The following is a 17,647-nucleotide window of genomic DNA, read 5'->3' on the forward strand; positions in this document are numbered from 1 at the left end:
CGGGCCGGCTTTCCCCATGTGGGGGAGCCGGCCCGCGGTGCGTTCGGCGCGCCGCGGGCCGGTGCGCGGGCCGCGGCGGCCCCCCTCAGAAGGTCTGCAGCGTCACCAGGGTGATCCGCAGGCTCGCGCCCGCGCCGTCCGTCTCGATCCGGACCCGCTGTCCGGGCCGCAGCAGCCGCAGGCCGCCCGCGTCGAAGGCCGGGGCCTCGAAGGGCACCGGAGTGCCGTCGTCCAGCAGCACACTGCCGCTGCGGGTCTCGGAGTCGTACGTGTACGCGGTCGCCTGCATACGCGCACTGTATCGGGCGGTGTGGCGCCCCACGCCGAGGGTGAGCGCCGCCCGCAGATCCACCGCCGTGTCCACGTCCCGGCGCACGCTGTCGACGTCCGACAGGGCTATTTCCACCGCTCCCGAGGCCGAATGCCTGGCCCGTGACCGGCCGCCGAAGGAGGGGGTCAATTCCACGTCCGGCGCGGCGGAAAGCAGGGTCGTCCCGATTCCGGCCGCATCCGCCAGAAATGCCCGTGGAAATACCGAGGCGTTTTCGAGCACGCGTTGCAATTCCGGGGCCCGCAGCGCCGGCAGATCGGCGTTCAGCGCGGCCACCGCGGCGCCGGGCCGCCTCGAACGCACCGCCCGCGCCCCGTGGGCCAGGGCCGCGTTGAGCCCGGCCGCCGGGGCGTCCGGGACGATCCGCGCCCCGATCCGCGCCAGTTCCGCACCGGCCGTGGCGTCGTCCGTGACGACCACCACATCCGAGACCGCGGCGCAGGCCAGGGCGCCTGCGACGGTGTCCTGCGCGAACGCCAGGGCGAGGCCCGGACGGGAGGCGCCGACGGCCCGCGCAAGACGGCTCTTCGCCACCGCCAGAGGCTTCAGCGGGACCACCAGACTCCAGACGGCGTTCGTGACGGACCCCTTCCCTCCGGTGCGTTCCGGCACATCCTTCGGCCATGGTCAGGTCACGGCCGGGTCATGTGTCGGCCCATTGTCGCCTCCGCCCGGGCAACCGGGGAGTCCGGTGGCGTGAGCGGGGCGTACGGTGTTCTCGACAGAGACCGGGCGTGGGGTGACACTTGTCCGGCCGACGAGGTGCCCAAGCCGCGCACCGGTCCTAGAGGAAGGTGTCCGAGTGTCCCGCCGCAGAATCGGCTTCTGGTACCGCCTGGCGGCGGTCATCGCGAAACCGCCGCTGGTAGTGCTCTTCAAGCGGGACTGGCGGGGAATGGAGCACATTCCGGCCGACGGGGGTTTTATCACCGCCGTCAATCACAACTCGTATCTGGACCCGCTCTCGTACGCGCACTTCCAGTACAACACCGGCCGGGTGCCCCGATTGCTCGCCAAGGCCGCCCTCTTCAAGGTCCCTATTGTCGGGTCGATCCTGCGCGGGTCCGGGCAGATCCCCGTCTACCGGGAGAGCACCAACGCCCTGGACGCATTCCGGGCCGCCGTGGACGCCATCGAGCGCGGCGAATGCGTGGCCTTTTACCCGGAGGGCACCCTCACCCGCGACCCCGACATGTGGCCGATGGCCGGTAAGACCGGCGCCGCCCGGGTGGCGCTGATGACGAGGGCGCCCGTCATTCCGGTGGCCCAGTGGGGCGCGAACCTCGCGATGCCGCCCTACGCCAAGGAGAACAAGGTCCGGCTCTTCCCGCGCAAGACCCTCCAGGTGCTCGCCGGACCGCCGGTGGACCTCTCCGCCTTCTACGGCCGGGAGGCCACTCCGGAGGTCCTGCGGGAGGTCACCGAGGTCATCATGGCGGCCATCACCGCGCTGCTGGAAGAGGTGCGCGGCGAGACCGCGCCCGAGCGGCCGTACGACCATCGCAACGCCAGGGCGGAACAGCGGCGCAAGGCCGCAGGGGAGGGCAACAAGTGACACGTCCCGTGAAGGCGACCGTCTTCGGAACAGGCTCCTGGGGCACGGCCTTCGCCATCGTGCTCGCCGACGCCGGCTGCGAGGTGACGCTGTGGGGCCGCCGCCAGGAGGTGGTCGACGCCATCAACACCGGCCGGACCAACCCGGACTACTTCCCCGGCGTCGAACTCCCCGCGAACCTCCGGGCCACCACCGACCCGGCCGAGGCCGCGGCCGGCGCCGACTTCACCGTCCTCGCCATCCCGTCCCAGACCCTGCGCGACAACCTCGCCGCATGGGCCCCCCTGCTGGCCCCCGACACCGTGCTCGTGTCCCTCATGAAGGGCATCGAACTCGGCACCGCCAAGCGGATGAGCGAGGTCATCGAGGAGGTGGCCAAGGTCCCCGCCGAGCGCATCGCGGTGGTCACCGGCCCCAACCTGGCCGCCGAGATCGCCGCCCGCCAGCCCGCCGCCTCCGTCGTCGCCTGCGTGGACGAGGGCGTGGCGCAGCGCCTCCAGGCCGCCTGCCACACCCCCTACTTCCGCCCGTACACGAGCACCGACGTCACCGGCTGCGAACTCGGCGGCGCGGTCAAGAACGTCATCGGCCTCGCCGTCGGCATCGCGGACGGCATGGGCCTGGGCGACAACACCAAGGGCTCGCTCATCACCCGCGGACTTGCCGAAGCGACCCGCCTCGGCGTGGCGATGGGCGCCGACCCGCTCACCTTCTCCGGCCTCGCGGGCCTCGGAGACCTGGTCGCCACCTGCTCCTCGCCGCTCTCCCGGAACCACACCTTCGGCACCAACCTGGGCCGCGGGATGACCCTGGAGGAGACCATCGCGGTCACCAAGCAGACCGCCGAGGGCGTCAAGTCCTGCCAGTCGGTGGCAGATCTGGCCCGCCGCCACGGGGTGGACATGCCCATCACCGACACGGTGGTGGACATCGTCCACCACGGCAAGCCGACCCTGGTCGCGCTCAAGGAGCTGATGGGCCGCAGCGCCAAGCCGGAACGTCGCTAACTCCTTTCCGGACGCCTGAGCGGGTACTCTCGTGGCGATATGAGCAGCGAGAACCTCCCCCAGACCCCTGAGCAGCAGGGCCGCAAGCCCCGCGTGGCCGTCGTGTTCGGCGGCCGCAGCTCGGAACACGCCATTTCGGTCGTCACGGCGGGCGCCGTGCTGCGCTCCATCGACCGCTCCAAGTACGAGGTGCTGCCCATCGGCATCACCACGGACGGCCGATGGGCGCTGACCGCGGACGAGCCCGAGCGGATGGCCATCGCCGACCGCAGGCTCCCGAGCGTCGAGGAGCTCGCCGACTCCGAGGACGGAGCCGTCGTGCTCTCGGTCGACCCGGCGAGCCGCCAGGTCGTCTACACCGAACCGGGCGCCGTCCCCAAGGCCCTGGGCGAGGTGGACGTCGTCTTCCCCGTCCTGCACGGCCCGTACGGCGAGGACGGCACCCTCCAGGGCCTCCTGGAGCTCTCCGGCATCCCGTACGTCGGCTCCGGCGTCCTCGCCTCGGCCGTCGGCCAGGACAAGGACTACATGAAGCGGGTGTTCACGTCCTTCGGGCTGAGCGTCGGCCCGTACGTGACCATCCGCCCCCGTGAGTGGGAGGCCGACCGCGGCGCCGCCGAGGCCAGGATCCTGGACTTCGCCGCCGAACACGGCTGGCCGCTGTTCGTCAAGCCCGCCCGGGCCGGCTCCTCCATCGGCATCACCAAGGTCGACGACGCCTCCGGCCTGGAGGCCGCGGTCAAGGAGGCCCGGCGCCACGACCCGAAGATCATCGTGGAGGCGCTGCTGCGCGGCCGCGAGATCGAGTGCGGGGTCCTGGAGTTCGAGGACGGGCCGCGCGCGAGCGTCCCCGCCGAGATCCCGCCGGTGTCCAGCCACGACTTCTACGACTTCGAGGCGAAGTACATCGACTCCGCCTCCGGGATCGTGCCCGCACCGCTCACCCCGGAGCAGACCGCCGAAGTGCAGCGGCTCGCGATCGAGGCCTTCGAGGCCGCGTCCTGCGAGGGCCTGGTGCGCGCCGACTTCTTCCTCACCGAGGACGGCAGCTTCGTCATCAACGAGATCAACACGATGCCGGGCTTCACGCCGATCTCCATGTACCCGCTGATGTGGCAGAAGACGGGCATCGAGTACCCGGAGCTGGTGGACCGCCTGATCCAGGCGGCCCTGCGCCGCTCCACCGGCCTGCGCTGACCGTCGTCCCAAGAGCCGACCGCCCGCCGCCCGCCCCCGAGGGCGTGGCCGGCGGGCGGCGGTGTGCTCGGTACCCGGTGCGCGGTGCTCAGTAGGAGGCGATGCCCTCGGGCACGGTCGCGGCGATCGCCGTGGACAGCCCGACGAGCATGCCCGCGTCCGTGGCATGCTCCTTGTCGACCTGGACCTCCGTGTACGCCAGCCGCAGTCCGGTGGTGAACCGGAACCCGCCGCCGGAAGCCTTGTCGCGCTCCTCCAGCAGCCAGGCCACTCCGTTCACGTGGACTCCGTCCTGGTTCGGATCGGCCATCTTGGGGGGCTTGGGGATACCGCACCGCAGTACGATCGCCGAGCCGCCCCACGCGGCGGTCAGATCGGACTCCGGATCGGTCCTGGTCCGCGCCAGGCCGGCCACCGTCTCCGGGAGCTCCTTGTGCAGTGCCGCACAGAGCCCCGCGACGGCGGTGGGCGGCGTGGGCGGAGGGCCGACCCGGGCAACGGAGCTGCCCGGGGAACAAGCCGCGAGGGCCAGTACGGCCGACGCGGCCAGGACACGGAGGGGCCGGCGGTGGAGGGACATCACCGGCCAAGAGTAGACGGGGGCTACAGATGGACCACCGGGCAGGTCAAGGTGCGGGTGATCCCCTCCACCTGCTGGACCTTGGCCACCACCATGCGGCCGAGTTCGTCGACGGTGTCGGCCTGGGCGCGGACGATGACGTCGTACGGGCCCGTCACGTCCTCGGCCTGGATCACCCCCGGGATCTGGCCGATGGACTCGGCGACGAACGACGCCTTGCCCACCTCGGTCTGGATAAGGATGTACGCCTGTACCACGGAACCTCCAGGGCGGCCACGAGGATCATTTCCCCTAATCTTCGGGTGGACCCCACACGATGGACAGGGCCGGGGGAAGAAGGGACGCCACGGTACCGCGTCGCCGTGCGCCGCGGGGAGACCTGCGGGCCCGGCGCCACGCACGGCGGGGCGTACGGAGAGCAGAAGTTGACGTATCTGTTGACGGTACCCAGAGCTGAGACGGCTCGCGACCGCAAGCGGACTGGGCAAGAAGGGGCACAGCGATGAAGGGCACTGTCGGCGAGCTGGGGGAGTTCGGGCTGATCAGGGAGCTCACCTCACGTCTCACCACCACCCCGGCGGTCCGGCTCGGACCGGGCGACGACGCCGCGGTGGTGTCCGCCCCCGACCGGCGGGTCGTGGCGAGCACCGACATCCTGCTGGAGGGCCGGCACTTCCGGCGCGACTGGTCCACGGCCTACGACGTCGGCCGCAAGGCCGCCGCGCAGAACCTCGCCGACATCGCCGCCATGGGCGCGGTGCCGACCGCGCTGCTGCTCGGCCTCGTCGTCCCCGCCGAACTCCCGGTCACCTGGCCCACCGAGCTGATGGACGGGATCCGCGACGAGTGCCAGGTCGCCGGCGCGGCCGTGGTCGGCGGGGACGTCGTCCGCGGGGACGTCATCACCGTCGCCATCACCGCCCTCGGCGACCTGCGCAACCACGAGCCCGTACTGCGCTCCGGCGCCCAGCCCGGCGACGTCGTCGCCGTCACCGGCTGGCTGGGCTGGTCCGCTGCCGGCTTCGCCGTGCTCTCGCGCGGCTTCCGCTCCCCGCGAGCCTTCGTCGAGGCGCACCGGCGCCCCGAACCGCCGTACCACGCGGGCCCCGCGGCCGCCGGACTCGGCGCCACCGCCATGACCGACGTCAGCGACGGCCTGATCGCCGACCTCGGGCACATCGCCGACGCCAGCAAGGTACGGATCGACCTGCGCTCGGCGGCCGTCGACATCCCGACCCAGATGCACGACATCGGGCAGGCCGTCGGCGTGGACCCGCTGCAGTGGGTGCTCACCGGGGGAGAGGACCACGCGATCGTGGCCACCTTCCCGCCCGACGTGAAGCTCCCCGCCCGCTGGAAGGTCATCGGCGAGGTGCTCAACCGCTCCGCGCTGCCCCAGGTGACCGTGGACGGTGCGCCCTGGACCAGCACCGGCGGCTGGGACCACTTCGGGGCCGACCCGGCCCCCCAGGACGGCACGCTGTGAGCACCGCCCCGCCACGGTGCCTGACCGTCGCCGGATCCGACTCCGGCGGCGGCGCGGGCATCCAGGCCGACCTCAAGACCATGCTGGCGCTCGGGGTGCACGGCATGAGCGTGGTGACCGCCGTGACGGCGCAGAACTCGCTCGGCGTCCGGGGAGTCTGGGAGCTGCCCGCCGAGGCCGTCACGGCCCAGTACCGGGCCGTCGTGGACGACATCGGCGTGCAGGCCGTGAAGACCGGGATGCTCTCCTCCGCCGCCCTGGTGGAGACCGTGGCCGCGCTGCTGGCCGACACCCGGGCCCCGGCCGTCGTGGACCCCGTCGGGGTCTCCAAGCACGGGGACGCGCTGCTCGCCGACTCGGCGCTGGACGCCGTACGCAAGGAGCTGCTGCCGCGGGCCACCGTGGCCACCCCGAACCTGGACGAGGTCGCCCAGCTCACCGGAGTGGTGGTCGAGAGCGAGGACGACATGCGGCGGGCCGCCGACGCGATCCTCGGCCACGGGCCGCGGTGGGCGCTGATCAAGGGCGGACACCTCGCGGCGCACGGCCACGAGGCGGTGGACCTGCTCACCGACGGCACCGAGGAGCGGTGGCTGCGCGCCCCCCGTCACGACAACCGGCACACCCACGGCACCGGCTGCACCCTCGCCAGCGCGATCGCGGCGGGCCTGGCCAGGGGACTGACCGTTCCGGAGGCCGTCACCGCCGCCAAGGAGTACGTCACGGGCGCCATCGCCGCCGGCTTCGCGCTCGGCGGGGGCATCGGCCCGGTGGATCACGCCTGGCAGTGGCGCTGAACCCGCTGTGACGGCCCGGCCGGCGCTCCGGCCGGGACCCCGGGCAAGACAAAAGGCCGGTTCACCAGAGGTGAACCGGCCTTTTTGGCAACCGGAAAGGGCTGCGCTACGACGGGAGGCGTCAGCGCGAGACCTTGCCGGCCTTGATGCACGAGGTGCAGGCGTTGAGGCGCTTCGGCGTCCCATTGACCACGGCACGGACACGCTGGATGTTCGGGTTCCAGCGACGCGAGGTGCGGCGGTGCGAGTGGGAAATGCTGTTGCCGAAGCTCGGCCCCTTGGCGCAAACGTCGCAGTTGGCAGCCACAGGTCACTCCAAGACTTCAGATGCAATTACAGTGAAACCGGCGCACCGGATTCAGAGATCTGAAGTGGTTTGCCGGGGGAATGGCCCGACTCTCATCGGGCAACCGGAGCAGCATACAACGACTGCGTCCGTCCAAGAAAACTACCATGACCGCCGCAGCCCCCGCCCCGCGGTCCCGACGCCCGGGCAGTCCTTCGTTACCCTGCGGTGAACCCTGGCCCGCACAAGGAGGAACGCCCGGTGCCGCACGAGCCGCAGCCGCAGTCCCCTGACGAGCTCGACGCCGAAGCGGTGCGCACCTGGAGCTCGCTGGCCCTGGCAGCACTGGGCCGGGCCCGCGAGGACATCGACGCGATCAACGTCTACCCGGTCGCCGACGCGGACACCGGAACCAACCTCTACCTCACCGCCGAATCGGCCGACCGGGGCCTGGCCGAGGCCTTCCCCGGGGTGACCGACGGCACAGGGCGGACCTCCCTCGGCGAAGCCGTACGGGCCTGGGCGCACGGCGCGCTGGTGGGGGCCCGCGGGAACTCCGGGACGATCCTGGCGCAGCTGCTGCGCGGAGTGGCCGACGTGCTCGGCGGCGAGCAGACCGTCCGGGCAGAGCACGGGGAGCGCGGGGCGCACGGCGAGCAGGGGCCCGGCGGGCTGCTGGCCCGCGCCCTGACCCGGGCCGCGGAGGAGGCGTACGCGGCCGTCGCGCACCCGGTGGAGGGCACCATGCTCACCGTCGCCGGCGCCGCCGCCCGGGCCGGCGAGGCGGCCGGAGCCGCCGCCGGGACCGCGGCCGAAGTGGCCCGGGCCGCCTACGACGGGGCCCGCGCCGCCCTCGCCGAGACCCCCGGGCAGCTCGCCGCACTGGGCCGGGCCGGAGTGGTCGACGCCGGTGGCTGCGGGCTGGTCGTCGTCTTCGGGGCGCTGTGGCAGGCGCTGTCCGGCCAGGAGCCGGCCGCCCCGCCCGTACGCGGCCGTGCGGTCCCCGCACCGCAGTCGCCGGACCCCTGCGCGCAGGAGGAGGACGGCCCCGCGTACGAGGTGATCTACCTGCTGGAGGCCACCGAGGCGGCGGTCGGGGAACTGCGCGAACGGCTCGACGGGCTCGGCGACTCACTGGTGGTGGTCGGCGGCGACGGCCTGTGGAACGTCCACGTCCACGTCGACGACCCCGGCGCGGCCGTGGAGGCCGGAGTCGTCGCCGGACGGCCCTACCGGATACGGATCACCCACTTCGGGGACGAGTGCCGCCGGGCGCGGGGCGAGCGCGCCCAGCGGGCCGTGGTCGCCCTCGTACCCGGCGAGGGACTGGCCGGACTGTGCGGGGAGGCGGGAGCGACCACCGTGCTCGTACGCCCCGGGGAGGTCCCGGCCGTCGCCGAACTCCTCGACGCCGTCCGCCGCGCGCACGCCCGCGAGGTCGTGTTCCTGCCGGGCCGCGCCGAACTGCGCGCCGCCGCGGCCGCGGCCGCCGAACAGGCCCGCGCCGAGGGCGTACGGGTGGCCGTGATCCCCACCCGCTCCGCGGTCCAGGACCTGGCCGCCCTCGCCGTGCACGACCCGGAGGGCAGCTTCGACGAGGACGTGGTCGCCATGACGGCGGCGGCCGGCGCCACCCGGTACGGGGAACTGGCCGTCGCCGAACGGCAGTCCTTCACCTCGGCCGGCATCTGCCAGGCCGGTGACGTGCTCGGCCTCATCGACGGGGACGTCGCGGTGATCGGCGCGGGCCTGACCGAGACCGCCGAGGCCGTCCTGGAGCGGATGCTGGGCTCCGGCGGCGAACTCGTCACCCTGGTCCTCGGACCCGAGGTGCCGGACGCCGTCGCCGAGCACCTGGAGGCGTACGTCCAGCACGGCCACCTCGCCGTGGACACCGTCACCTACCGGGGCGGCCGGTACTCGGCTCCACTGCTCATCGGGGTGGAATAGCGGGCTTGTCAGCGCCATGGTGTGCAATGGAACACGTGCCCGCGCTCGACGAAGACCTCAAGAAGACGCTCGGTCCCGCCACCGCCAAGGTGCTGGCCGAGCAGCTCGGCCTGCACACGGCCCTGGACCTGCTCCACCACTACCCGCGGCGGTACGCCGAGCGCGGGGAGCTGACCTCGCTGGCCGAACTCGCCGACCAGATCGACGAGCACGTGACCGTCGTCGCGCAGGTCGCCGACGCCCGGATCCTGACCTTCAACGGGGGCCGCGGCAAGCGACTGGAGGTGACCATCACCGACGGCAGCGGCCGCCTCCAGCTGGTCTTCTTCGGGGCCGGGGTCCACAAGCCGCACAAGGACCTGCTGCCGGGTACCCGCGCCATGTTCGCGGGCAAGGTCGGCATGTTCAACCGCAAGCTCCAGCTCTCCCACCCCGCCTACGAGCCGCTCGGCGCGGACGCCTCCGACCGGGACGCCGCCACCGCCTTCGCCAACCAGCTCATCCCGATCTACCCGGCCTGCGCGAAGCTGGAGTCCTGGAAGATCACCAAGTGCGTGGACGCGGTGCTGCCCAGCGCCCAGGAGGCCGTGGACCCGCTGCCGCCCGCCCTGCGCGAGGGCCGCGGACTGGTCCCGCTCACCGAGGCCCTGCTGAAGATCCACCGGCCGGCCACCAAGGCCGACATCGAGGACGCCCGCCAGCGCCTCAAGTGGGACGAGGCCTTCGTCCTCCAGGTCGCCCTGGCCCGCCGCCGCCACGCCGACTCCCAGCTCCCGGCCGTCCCCCGCCGCCCGGTCCCCGGCGGCCTGCTCGACTCCTTCGACGCGAAACTGCCCTTCACCCTCACCCAGGGCCAGCAGACCGTCTCGAAGGAGATCTTCGACGACCTGGCCACCGAACACCCCATGCACCGCCTCCTCCAGGGCGAGGTCGGAAGCGGCAAGACGATGGTGGCCCTGCGGGCGATGCTCGCCGTCGTGGACAGCGGCGGGCAGGCGGCGATGCTCGCGCCCACCGAGGTGCTCGCCCAGCAGCACCACCGCTCCATCACCGAGATGATGGGCGAACTGGCCGAGGGGGGCATGCTCGGCGGCTCGGACCGGGGCACCAAGGTGGTGCTGCTCACCGGCTCCATGGGGATGCCGGCGCGCCGGCAGGCACTGCTGGACCTGGTCACCGGCGAGGCCGGAATCGTGATCGGCACGCACGCGCTGATCGAGGACAAGGTGCAGTTCCACGACCTCGGCCTGGTCGTGGTGGACGAGCAGCACCGCTTCGGGGTGGAACAGCGCGACGCGCTGCGCTCCAAGGGGAAGCAGCCCCCGCACCTGCTGGTCATGACGGCGACCCCGATCCCGCGCACGGTCGCCATGACCGTCTTCGGCGACCTGGAGACCTCCGTCCTGGACCAGCTGCCGGCCGGCCGCTCCCCGATCGCGACCCACGTGGTGCCCTCGAAGGACAAGCCGCACTTCCTCGCCCGGGCCTGGGAGCGGGTCCGCGAGGAGGTCGGGAAGGGGCACCAGGCGTACGTGGTGTGCCCCCGCATCGGGGACGGGGAGGACGATCCCAAGAAGAAGTCCGCCGAGGACGACGGCGACAAGCGGCCGCCGCTCGCCGTCGTGGAGATCGCCGAGCAGCTCACGCGCGGACCGCTGGCCGGGCTGAGCGTCGAGGTGCTGCACGGGCGGATGGACCCCGCCGACAAGGACGACGTCATGCGCCGCTTCGCGGCCGGCGAGGTCAAGGTGCTGGTGGCCACCACCGTCATCGAGGTCGGGGTGAACGTCCCGAACTCCACCGTCATGGTGATCATGGACGCGGACCGGTTCGGCGTCTCCCAGCTCCACCAGCTGCGCGGCCGCGTCGGCCGTGGCTCCGCGCCCGGACTGTGCCTGCTGGTCAGCGAGATGCACGAGGCGAGTCCCGCCCGGGCCCGGCTGGCCGCCGTCGCCGCCACTCTCGACGGCTTCGAACTCTCCCGGATCGACCTGGAGCAGCGCCGCGAGGGCGACGTGCTGGGCCAGGCCCAGTCAGGGGTCCGCTCCTCGCTGCGGATGCTCGCCGTCATCGAGGACGAGGAGGTCATCGCCGAGGCGCGGGAGGAGGCCACCCGCGTCGTCGCCGACGACCCCGCGCTGGAGCGGCTGCCGGGCCTGCGGACCGCGCTCGACGCCTTGCTCGACACCGAGCGCGAGCAGTACCTGGAGAAGGGCTGAGCGGCACGACCTATCGTTGGGGTGCCGAGGCAGCGCCGAGGCACCCCCCTACCGTCGTACCGAAGGACCCCAGATGACCCGCGTGATCGCCGGCAGCGCCCGCGGGCGACGGCTGGCCGTGCCCCCCGGCACCGGCACCCGGCCGACCTCGGACCGGATGCGCGAAGGCCTCTTCTCCACCTGGGAGTCGCTGCACGGCGTCGAAGGGGCCCGGGTGCTCGACCTGTACGGCGGCTCCGGCGCCGTCGGCCTGGAATCGCTCTCCCGGGGCGCCGCCCACACCCTGCTCGTCGAGGCCGACGCCAAGGCCGCCAAGGCGATCCGGGACAACATCCGGGCCCTGGGCCTGCCGGGCGCGGAGTTCCGTGCGGGCAAGGCCGAGCAGATCGTGGCGGCCAGGGCCGCCGGGGACCCGTACGACATCGTCTTCCTGGATCCGCCGTACGCCGTGGACAGCGCGGAGCTGCGGGAGATCCTCCTCACACTCCGGTCCAATGGCTGGATCACGGACGATGCGCTCGTCACCGTGGAACGCAGCACCAGGGGCGGCGCCTTCCCGTGGCCCGACGGCTTCGAGCCGCTCCGGTCGCGCAAGTACGGCGAGGGCACCCTGTGGTACGGACGCGCCGCCTTCACCAGCGAAGACTCATGAACGAGGGAGTTCAGTTGCGCCGCGCCGTCTGTCCGGGGTCCTTCGATCCCATCCACAACGGGCACCTCGACATCATCGGACGCGCCTCCAGGCTGTACGACGTCGTGCACGTCGCCGTGATGATCAACAAGTCGAAGCAGAGCCTGTTCACCGTCGAGGAGCGGATCGAGCTGATCCGCGAGGCGACGGCCCACTACGGCAACATCGAGGTCGAGTCCTTCCACGGCCTGCTCGTCGACTTCTGCAAGCAGCGCGACATCCCGGCCATCGTCAAGGGCCTGCGCGCGGTCAGCGACTTCGACTACGAGCTCCAGATGGCCCAGATGAACATGGGCCTGTCGGGCGTCGAGACGCTGTTCGTCCCGACCATCCCCACCTACAGCTTCCTGTCCTCCTCGCTGGTCAAGGAGGTCGCGGCCTGGGGCGGCGACGTCGCCCACCTGCTGCCGGCGCACGTCCACGCGGCGCTCCTGGAGCGGCTGCGCAACCGCTGACCGACTGATGGGCCGTCAGGCAGTGTCGGGCGCCCGCCCGCTGGCCTTACAGTCGTCCCGTCCGTCTCAGGAACCGCCTGAGGCCGAGAGAGTGCGAGCCCCCATGGACGTGCAGAAGAAGCTCGACGAGATCGTCGCGGCCGTCGGCGGCGCCCGGTCCATGCCCATGTCGGCCTCCTGCGTGATCAACCGCGCCGAGCTGCTCGCGCAGCTCGAAGAGCTGCGTCAGGAACTGCCCGGCTCGCTCGCGCAGGCTCAGGAGCTCATCGGCGGCCGGGAACAGATGGTCGAGGACGCCCGCCGCGAGGCGGAGCGGATCATCGACGCGGCCCACAACCAGCGCGGTTCGCTGATCTCCGACACCGAGATCGCCCGGCGCTCCCAGGCCGAGGCGGACCGGATCCTGGAGGACGCCCGCCGTGAGGCCGAGGAGATCCGGGCCGAGGCCGACGACTACGTCGACAGCAAGCTCGCGAACTTCGAGGTCGTGCTGACCAAGACCATCGGTTCGGTGGACCGGGGCCGGGAGAAGCTCCTCGGGCGCGGCCCGGGCCTGGACGAGCACGGGTACCCGGACATGGAGGCGCCCGAGCGCAGCCACGACCCCGAGACCCAGCGGCAGCAGGCGGACGCGTACGTGGACACCAAGCTGGCGACCTTCGAGGCGGTGCTCTCCAAGACCCTGGAGGCCGTGGGCCGTGGCCGCCAGAAGCTCCTGGGCCGGGTCCCCTCCGACGACCTGGGCGTGCACATGGCCGCCCAGGACGCGGTGGGCGGGCAGGCCTCCCGCTCGGCGAGCGACTCGGACTTCCTGGCGGGCCTGGCGGAACCGGAGCCGCTGCACGTGCAGGCGCCGATCCCGGCGCAGGCGGAGCCCGTGTACGACACGTACTCCTACCAGCAGCCCGCCCAGCAGCAGGACGCGTACGCCTACCAGGACCCGTACGGCGGCTACCAGCAGCAGCCGGACCCGTATGCCGGTGCAAGCGCCGGCTCCACGGGAGCGGCCTACGCCGCGCACTACGAGGCGCAGCAGCCGGACCCCTACGCGGCCTACCCGTCGCAGGACCAGCCGCAGGACCGGCAGCCCTCGCTCGACGAGACCAGCCTCTTCGACACGAGCATGATCAACCTGGATCAGCTGCGGCAGTACGAGCAGGGGCGCTAGGGATCCTGCCGACCGGATTGGGCGCTGGGCGCCGCTGCGGGTATCCTGGCTCTTCGGTCGCGCGTATGCACCGCGATCCATGCTGCCCTAGTGCGGCGGAACTTTTGATCTTCAGCGATCTGTGAAAGCAGGAACAGCCCTGAATACCCGCCTCGACCACCACAACCCCCTCGTGTTCGACACACACGAGCTGGGCCGGCGTCCTGGTGCCATGCAGCGGCTGTCCCGTGAGATCGCGGCACCGGCGGATTTCGGTCTCGCCGGCGTCATCGGAGTGCCGGAGGGCACGCCGGTGAAGCTCAAGCTCCGCCTGGAGTCGGTCATGGAAGGGGTGCTTGTCACAGGCACCGCCCGTGCATCGGCCGTAGGGGAGTGCGTAAGGTGTCTGGAGTCCGTCGAGCGCGAGCTCAAGGCGGACTTCCAGGAGATGTTCTCGTACCCTGACGCCGACGACCGGAGCCGCTCCAAGGCGGAACCGGCCGACGACGCCGAGGACGACGAGGACACGCTCTTCCTCGAGGACGGTTTGTTCGACCTCGAACCCGTGCTGCGGGATGTGGTGGTGCTCGCACTGCCCATGCAGCCGGTGTGCCGGGAGGACTGTCTCGGACTGTGCCCCGATTGCGGGCTCAGCCTGAACGACGACCCGGACCACCACCATGACGCCGTCGACATCCGTTGGGCGGCATTGCAGGGACTCGTCGTGACCGATCAGGACGACGAGAAGGACAACATGAGCGGCACTGCCTCTGACGGAGTTCAGGGCGCCGCCGAGAAGCAGGAGAAGTAGCCGTGGCTGTTCCGAAGCGGAAGATGTCGCGCAGCAACACGCGCCACCGCCGGTCGCAGTGGAAGGCTGCGGTCCCCACCCTGGTTTCGTGTGAGCGTTGCCAGGAGCCGAAGCTCCAGCACATTGCGTGCCCGAGCTGCGGCACCTACAACAAGCGCCAGGTCCTCGAGGTCTGAGCGGCTGGTGAGAGGCGCAATGTCTGAGCTGTCCAACGCTGAGAAGCAGGCAGACAGTAACAACGCGGCCTCGTCCCACACGCTTCTGGAAGGGCGGCTCGGGTATCAACTCGAGTCCGCCCTTCTGGTGCGTGCACTGACCCACCGCTCGTACGCGTACGAGAACGGCGGTCTGCCCACCAACGAACGCCTGGAGTTCCTCGGGGACTCCGTGCTGGGCCTGGTGGTCACGGACACGCTGTACACGACCCACCCCGATCTCCCCGAAGGCCAGCTGGCCAAGCTTCGGGCCGCGGTGGTCAACTCGCGTGCACTTGCGGAGGTCGGGCGCGGCCTCGAACTCGGCTCCTTCATCCGGCTCGGCCGGGGCGAAGAGGGCACGGGCGGCCGGGACAAGGCCTCCATCCTCGCCGACACCCTTGAAGCGGTGATCGGCGCGGTCTACCTCGATCAGGGCCTCGACGCGGCCTCGGAGCTGGTTCACCGGCTCTTCGACCCGCTCATCGAGAAGTCCTCGAACCTCGGAGCCGGCCTGGACTGGAAGACCAGTCTCCAGGAGCTCACGGCGGCCGAAGGCCTTGGCGTGCCCGAGTACCTGGTCTCCGAGACAGGTCCGGACCACGAGAAGACCTTCACTGCTGCCGCTCGCGTCGGTGGTGTCTCGTACGGCACCGGCACCGGCCGCAGCAAGAAGGAAGCGGAACAGCAGGCCGCGGAGTCCGCATGGCGCGGAATCCGTGCAGCGGCGGACGAACGGACCGCAGCTGCGGCAGCCGTCGCCGCGGCTCCGGCCGAGGTCCCGGCTCCGGCCGGAACCCCGGACGGCGGGGTGCCGACGCCCGCCGAACCGGCGCCCGACGCCTGACCCTTCCTTCGGGATCCACCCGCCCGCCCCTGCCTCGCAGGGGCGGGCGGTTCCGTTTCCGGGCGGCCGGTACGCTCGCCGGGAGCGTCAGATCCACTCCACCGGAGGTGCCCCGTGCCCGAGTTGCCCGAAGTAGAAGTCGTGCGGCGGGGGCTGGAGCGCTGGGTGGCCGGGCGGACCGTCGAGACCGTGGAGGTCCTGCACCCGCGGGCCGTACGGCGCCATCCGGGCGGCGGGGCCGACTTCGCGGCGCGGCTGCGCGGGGAGACCGTCGGGGTGCCGCAGCGGCGCGGGAAGTACCTGTGGCTGCCGCTGGAGGGGCGGGACCTGTCCGTGCTCGGGCACCTCGGGATGAGCGGGCAGCTGCTGGTGCAGCCGGCGGACGCCCCCGACGAGAAGCACCTGCGGATCCGGGTGCGGTTCGACGATGCCGCCGGCACGGAGCTGCGCTTCGTGGACCAGCGGACCTTCGGCGGGCTCTCCCTGCACGAGAACACGTCCGGCGGGCTGCCCGACGTGATCGCGCACATCGCCCGGGACCCCCTGGACCCCTTGTTCGACGAGGTGGCCTACCACCTGGCGCTGCGCGCCAAGCGGACCACGGTCAAGCGGGCACTGCTGGACCAGTCCCTGATCAGCGGGGTCGGCAACATCTACGCGGACGAGGCGCTGTGGCGCGCCAGGCTGCACTACGAGCGCCCCACCGCCAACCTCACGCGCCCCCGGAGCGCGGAACTCCTCGGCCACGTCCGGGACGTCATGAACGCGGCCCTGGCCGTCGGCGGCACCAGCTTCGACAGCCTCTACGTCAACGTGAACGGGGAGTCCGGCTACTTCGACCGTTCGCTCGACGCCTACGGGCGCGAGGACGAACCCTGCAAGCGCTGCGGCACCCCGATGCGGCGCCGCCCGTGGATGAACAGGTCGAGCTACTACTGCCCGCGCTGTCAGCGGCCGCCGCGCGTGGCGTCGTAGGTCTCGCGGGCCGTCAGCACCACCGGCATGCTCCCTTCCAGGCAGTGGATGAGTGCGAGCAGCCGGTCCGCGACCTCGACGCCGAGCGGGGTCAGCTCGTAGTCGACGCGAGGCGGGTTCGTGGGCTGCGCCTCGCGGTTGACTATCCCGTCGCGCTCCAGCGCGTGCAGGGTCTGCGAGAGCATCTTCTCGCTCACGCCCTCCACCCGGCGGCGCAGTTCGTTGAAGCGGCACGGGCCTTCGCGCAGGGCGCCTACGGTGAGGCTGCCCCAGCGGCCGGTGACGTGCTCCAGGGTTTCCCGGGACGGGCAGGCGCGCGCGAAGACGTCGAACGGTTGTTCGGCCTCGGTTGCGTCGGTACAGGCAGGGGTGTCCATGCGGACCAGCGTACTCCTCCGCAGCGCTAACTCGTGGGTTGCGCTTTCCAAAAGTTAGTGGTTCTCTTTCTCTCGTCGCACCACGTCCTGTGCCGCGACGAGAGTTTTCCCGAGGGAGAGATCAGCCTTGTCCGCAATCACGCACACCCCCGTCGTCTCGATCGCCTACCACTCCGGCTACGGCCACACCGCCGTCGTCGCCGAGGCGGTCCGCAGCGGCGCCGTGGACGCCGGCGCGACCGTCCACCTGATCAAGGTCGACGAGATCGACGACGCGCAGTGGGAGCTGCTGGACGCCTCCGACGCGATCGTCTTCGGCTCCCCGACCTACATGGGCACGGCCTCCGGCGCCTTCCACGTCTTCGCCGAGGCCAGCTCGAAGCGCTGGTTCGCTGACGCCTGGCAGGACAAGGTGGCCGCGGGCTTCACCAACTCCGCCTCCAAGAGCGGCGACAAGCTGCACACCCTGCAGTTCTTCCAGATCCTCGCCGCGCAGCACGGCATGAGCTGGATCAACCTGGGCCTGAAGCCGGGCTGGAACTCCAGCACCGCTTCCGAGAACGACCTCAACCGCCTGGGCTTCTTCGCCGGCGCCGCCGCCCAGTCCAACTCCGACGAGGGTGCGGACGCCGTGCACAAGGCCGACATCGCGACCGCGGAGCACCTGGGCCGCCGCGTCGCCGAGCAGACCCGCATCGTCGTCGCGGGCCGTGCGGCCCTGGCCGCTGCCGCGGTCTGAGTC

Annotated in this window: 19 protein-coding genes and 1 pseudogene; 15 read left to right on the forward strand and 5 right to left on the reverse strand. The window is 71.7% G+C overall.

The annotated features are described in order from the left end of the window. Positions 1 to 292: 292 nt before the first annotated feature. Positions 293 to 943, reverse strand: a pseudogene (cofC, locus tag ACGFZK_RS22810) (2-phospho-L-lactate guanylyltransferase); the annotation flags it as partial. 190 nt (positions 944 to 1,133) lie between these two features. On the opposite strand from cofC, the gene ACGFZK_RS22815 reads away from it, so the two are divergent. Genes ACGFZK_RS22815 through ACGFZK_RS22825 form a run of 3 tightly spaced genes read left to right on the forward strand, consistent with a single transcriptional unit; the run spans position 1,134 to position 4,090 of the window. Further along, positions 1,134 to 1,886, forward strand: a complete 753-nt coding sequence (locus ACGFZK_RS22815; RefSeq protein WP_393850701.1) for a lysophospholipid acyltransferase family protein — start codon at positions 1,134 to 1,136, stop codon at positions 1,884 to 1,886. After that, positions 1,883 to 2,893: an NAD(P)H-dependent glycerol-3-phosphate dehydrogenase gene (locus ACGFZK_RS22820; protein ID WP_393850702.1), complete on the forward strand. Its 1,011-nt coding sequence runs from the start codon at positions 1,883 to 1,885 to the stop codon at positions 2,891 to 2,893. Before ACGFZK_RS22815 ends, ACGFZK_RS22820 begins: the two co-directional genes overlap by 4 nt. A gap of 39 nt (positions 2,894 to 2,932) precedes the next feature. Next, positions 2,933 to 4,090, forward strand: a complete 1,158-nt coding sequence (locus ACGFZK_RS22825) for a D-alanine--D-alanine ligase family protein (RefSeq protein WP_393850703.1) — start codon at positions 2,933 to 2,935, stop codon at positions 4,088 to 4,090. Positions 4,091 to 4,178: 88 nt separating this feature from the next. On the opposite strand, the gene ACGFZK_RS22830 is transcribed toward ACGFZK_RS22825, so the two are convergent. Together ACGFZK_RS22830 and ACGFZK_RS22835 are read right to left on the reverse strand one after the other, a co-directional pair. After that, positions 4,179 to 4,670 (reverse strand): DUF3515 domain-containing protein, encoded by a 492-nt coding sequence (locus ACGFZK_RS22830; RefSeq protein WP_393850811.1) that lies wholly within the window; start codon positions 4,668 to 4,670, stop codon positions 4,179 to 4,181. Between the two features lie 23 nt (positions 4,671 to 4,693). Next, positions 4,694 to 4,927, reverse strand: coding sequence for an Lrp/AsnC family transcriptional regulator (locus ACGFZK_RS22835; RefSeq protein ID WP_030028650.1), 234 nt, complete (start codon positions 4,925 to 4,927; stop codon positions 4,694 to 4,696). Positions 4,928 to 5,172: 245 nt separating this feature from the next. Here ACGFZK_RS22835 and ACGFZK_RS22840 point away from each other — a divergent pair, with 245 nt between their 5' ends. Further along, the gene (locus ACGFZK_RS22840; RefSeq protein ID WP_327264634.1) at positions 5,173 to 6,156 is read left to right on the forward strand and encodes a thiamine-phosphate kinase; all 984 of its coding nucleotides are present in this window, start codon (positions 5,173 to 5,175) and stop codon (positions 6,154 to 6,156) included. After that, positions 6,153 to 6,953, forward strand: a complete 801-nt coding sequence (gene thiD, locus ACGFZK_RS22845; RefSeq protein WP_393850704.1) for a bifunctional hydroxymethylpyrimidine kinase/phosphomethylpyrimidine kinase — start codon at positions 6,153 to 6,155, stop codon at positions 6,951 to 6,953. The genes ACGFZK_RS22840 and thiD overlap by 4 nt, the downstream gene beginning before the upstream one ends. A 121-nt stretch (positions 6,954 to 7,074) precedes the next feature. Here the strand turns inward: thiD and rpmB are convergent, their stop codons facing one another. Next, a complete protein-coding gene (rpmB, locus tag ACGFZK_RS22850) occupies positions 7,075 to 7,260 on the reverse strand; it encodes a 50S ribosomal protein L28 (RefSeq protein ID WP_073911113.1) in 186 nt (61 codons plus the stop codon). Positions 7,261 to 7,500: 240 nt separating this feature from the next. Between rpmB and ACGFZK_RS22855 the strand changes: the two genes are divergently transcribed. The 9 genes from ACGFZK_RS22855 to mutM all read left to right on the forward strand — a co-directional run bounded on the left by ACGFZK_RS22855 (position 7,501) and on the right by mutM (position 16,528). Next, positions 7,501 to 9,189, forward strand: coding sequence for a DAK2 domain-containing protein (locus ACGFZK_RS22855; RefSeq protein ID WP_393850705.1), 1,689 nt, complete (start codon positions 7,501 to 7,503; stop codon positions 9,187 to 9,189). Positions 9,190 to 9,215: 26 nt separating this feature from the next. Then, complete coding sequence (recG, locus tag ACGFZK_RS22860; protein ID WP_393850706.1) at positions 9,216 to 11,408, forward strand: ATP-dependent DNA helicase RecG; 2,193 nt, start codon at positions 9,216 to 9,218, stop codon at positions 11,406 to 11,408. A 73-nt stretch (positions 11,409 to 11,481) separates the two neighbouring features. Then, positions 11,482 to 12,060, forward strand: a complete 579-nt coding sequence (rsmD, locus tag ACGFZK_RS22865) for a 16S rRNA (guanine(966)-N(2))-methyltransferase RsmD (protein ID WP_393850707.1) — start codon at positions 11,482 to 11,484, stop codon at positions 12,058 to 12,060. A 14-nt stretch (positions 12,061 to 12,074) separates the two neighbouring features. After that, entirely contained in the window at positions 12,075 to 12,554 is a 480-nt protein-coding gene (coaD, locus tag ACGFZK_RS22870; protein WP_393850812.1) for a pantetheine-phosphate adenylyltransferase, read from the forward strand. A 103-nt stretch (positions 12,555 to 12,657) separates the two neighbouring features. After that, positions 12,658 to 13,722 carry a cell division initiation protein gene (locus tag ACGFZK_RS22875; RefSeq protein WP_393850708.1) on the forward strand — a complete coding sequence of 355 codons (1,065 nt, stop codon included), beginning with the start codon at positions 12,658 to 12,660 and terminating at the stop codon, positions 13,720 to 13,722. 139 nt (positions 13,723 to 13,861) lie between these two features. Further along, complete coding sequence (locus tag ACGFZK_RS22880) at positions 13,862 to 14,512, forward strand: YceD family protein (protein ID WP_393850813.1); 651 nt, start codon at positions 13,862 to 13,864, stop codon at positions 14,510 to 14,512. Between the two features lie 2 nt (positions 14,513 to 14,514). Beyond that, positions 14,515 to 14,688 carry a 50S ribosomal protein L32 gene (gene rpmF, locus ACGFZK_RS22885; protein WP_003965982.1) on the forward strand — a complete coding sequence of 58 codons (174 nt, stop codon included), beginning with the start codon at positions 14,515 to 14,517 and terminating at the stop codon, positions 14,686 to 14,688. Positions 14,689 to 14,707: 19 nt separating this feature from the next. Beyond that, a complete protein-coding gene (gene rnc / locus ACGFZK_RS22890; protein WP_393850709.1) occupies positions 14,708 to 15,553 on the forward strand; it encodes a ribonuclease III in 846 nt (281 codons plus the stop codon). Positions 15,554 to 15,667: 114 nt separating this feature from the next. Continuing rightward, entirely contained in the window at positions 15,668 to 16,528 is an 861-nt protein-coding gene (gene mutM / locus ACGFZK_RS22895; protein ID WP_393850710.1) for a bifunctional DNA-formamidopyrimidine glycosylase/DNA-(apurinic or apyrimidinic site) lyase, read from the forward strand. Here mutM and ACGFZK_RS22900 read toward each other — a convergent pair. Beyond that, positions 16,501 to 16,905, reverse strand: a complete 405-nt coding sequence (locus ACGFZK_RS22900) for a winged helix-turn-helix transcriptional regulator (RefSeq protein WP_393850711.1) — start codon at positions 16,903 to 16,905, stop codon at positions 16,501 to 16,503. The genes mutM and ACGFZK_RS22900 overlap by 28 nt on opposite strands. Before the next feature lie 127 nt (positions 16,906 to 17,032). Here ACGFZK_RS22900 and ACGFZK_RS22905 point away from each other — a divergent pair, with 127 nt between their 5' ends. Next, complete coding sequence (locus ACGFZK_RS22905) at positions 17,033 to 17,644, forward strand: flavodoxin family protein (protein ID WP_393850712.1); 612 nt, start codon at positions 17,033 to 17,035, stop codon at positions 17,642 to 17,644. Positions 17,645 to 17,647 lie beyond the last annotated feature (3 nt).

Origin of the sequence: Streptomyces sp. NPDC048257, assembly GCF_043201855.1 — a bacterium.
Taxonomy (GTDB): domain Bacteria; phylum Actinomycetota; class Actinomycetes; order Streptomycetales; family Streptomycetaceae; genus Streptomyces.

What these genes read in the sequence shown, in the direction of transcription:
- ACGFZK_RS22840 (WP_327264634.1), top strand. Translation starts at nt 5,173, where the DNA reads ATGAAGGGCACTGTCGGCGAGCTGGGGGAGTTCGGGCTGATCAGGGAG.
- ACGFZK_RS22875 (WP_393850708.1), top strand. Translation starts at nt 12,658, where the DNA reads ATGGACGTGCAGAAGAAGCTCGACGAGATCGTCGCGGCCGTCGGCGGC.
- rnc (WP_393850709.1), top strand. Translation starts at nt 14,708, where the DNA reads ATGTCTGAGCTGTCCAACGCTGAGAAGCAGGCAGACAGTAACAACGCG.
- recG (WP_393850706.1), top strand. Translation starts at nt 9,216, where the DNA reads ATGGAACACGTGCCCGCGCTCGACGAAGACCTCAAGAAGACGCTCGGT.
- ACGFZK_RS22830 (WP_393850811.1), bottom strand. Translation starts at nt 4,670, where the DNA reads ATGTCCCTCCACCGCCGGCCCCTCCGTGTCCTGGCCGCGTCGGCCGTA.
- ACGFZK_RS22825 (WP_393850703.1), top strand. Translation starts at nt 2,933, where the DNA reads ATGAGCAGCGAGAACCTCCCCCAGACCCCTGAGCAGCAGGGCCGCAAG.
- rsmD (WP_393850707.1), top strand. Translation starts at nt 11,482, where the DNA reads ATGACCCGCGTGATCGCCGGCAGCGCCCGCGGGCGACGGCTGGCCGTG.
- ACGFZK_RS22900 (WP_393850711.1), bottom strand. Translation starts at nt 16,905, where the DNA reads ATGGACACCCCTGCCTGTACCGACGCAACCGAGGCCGAACAACCGTTC.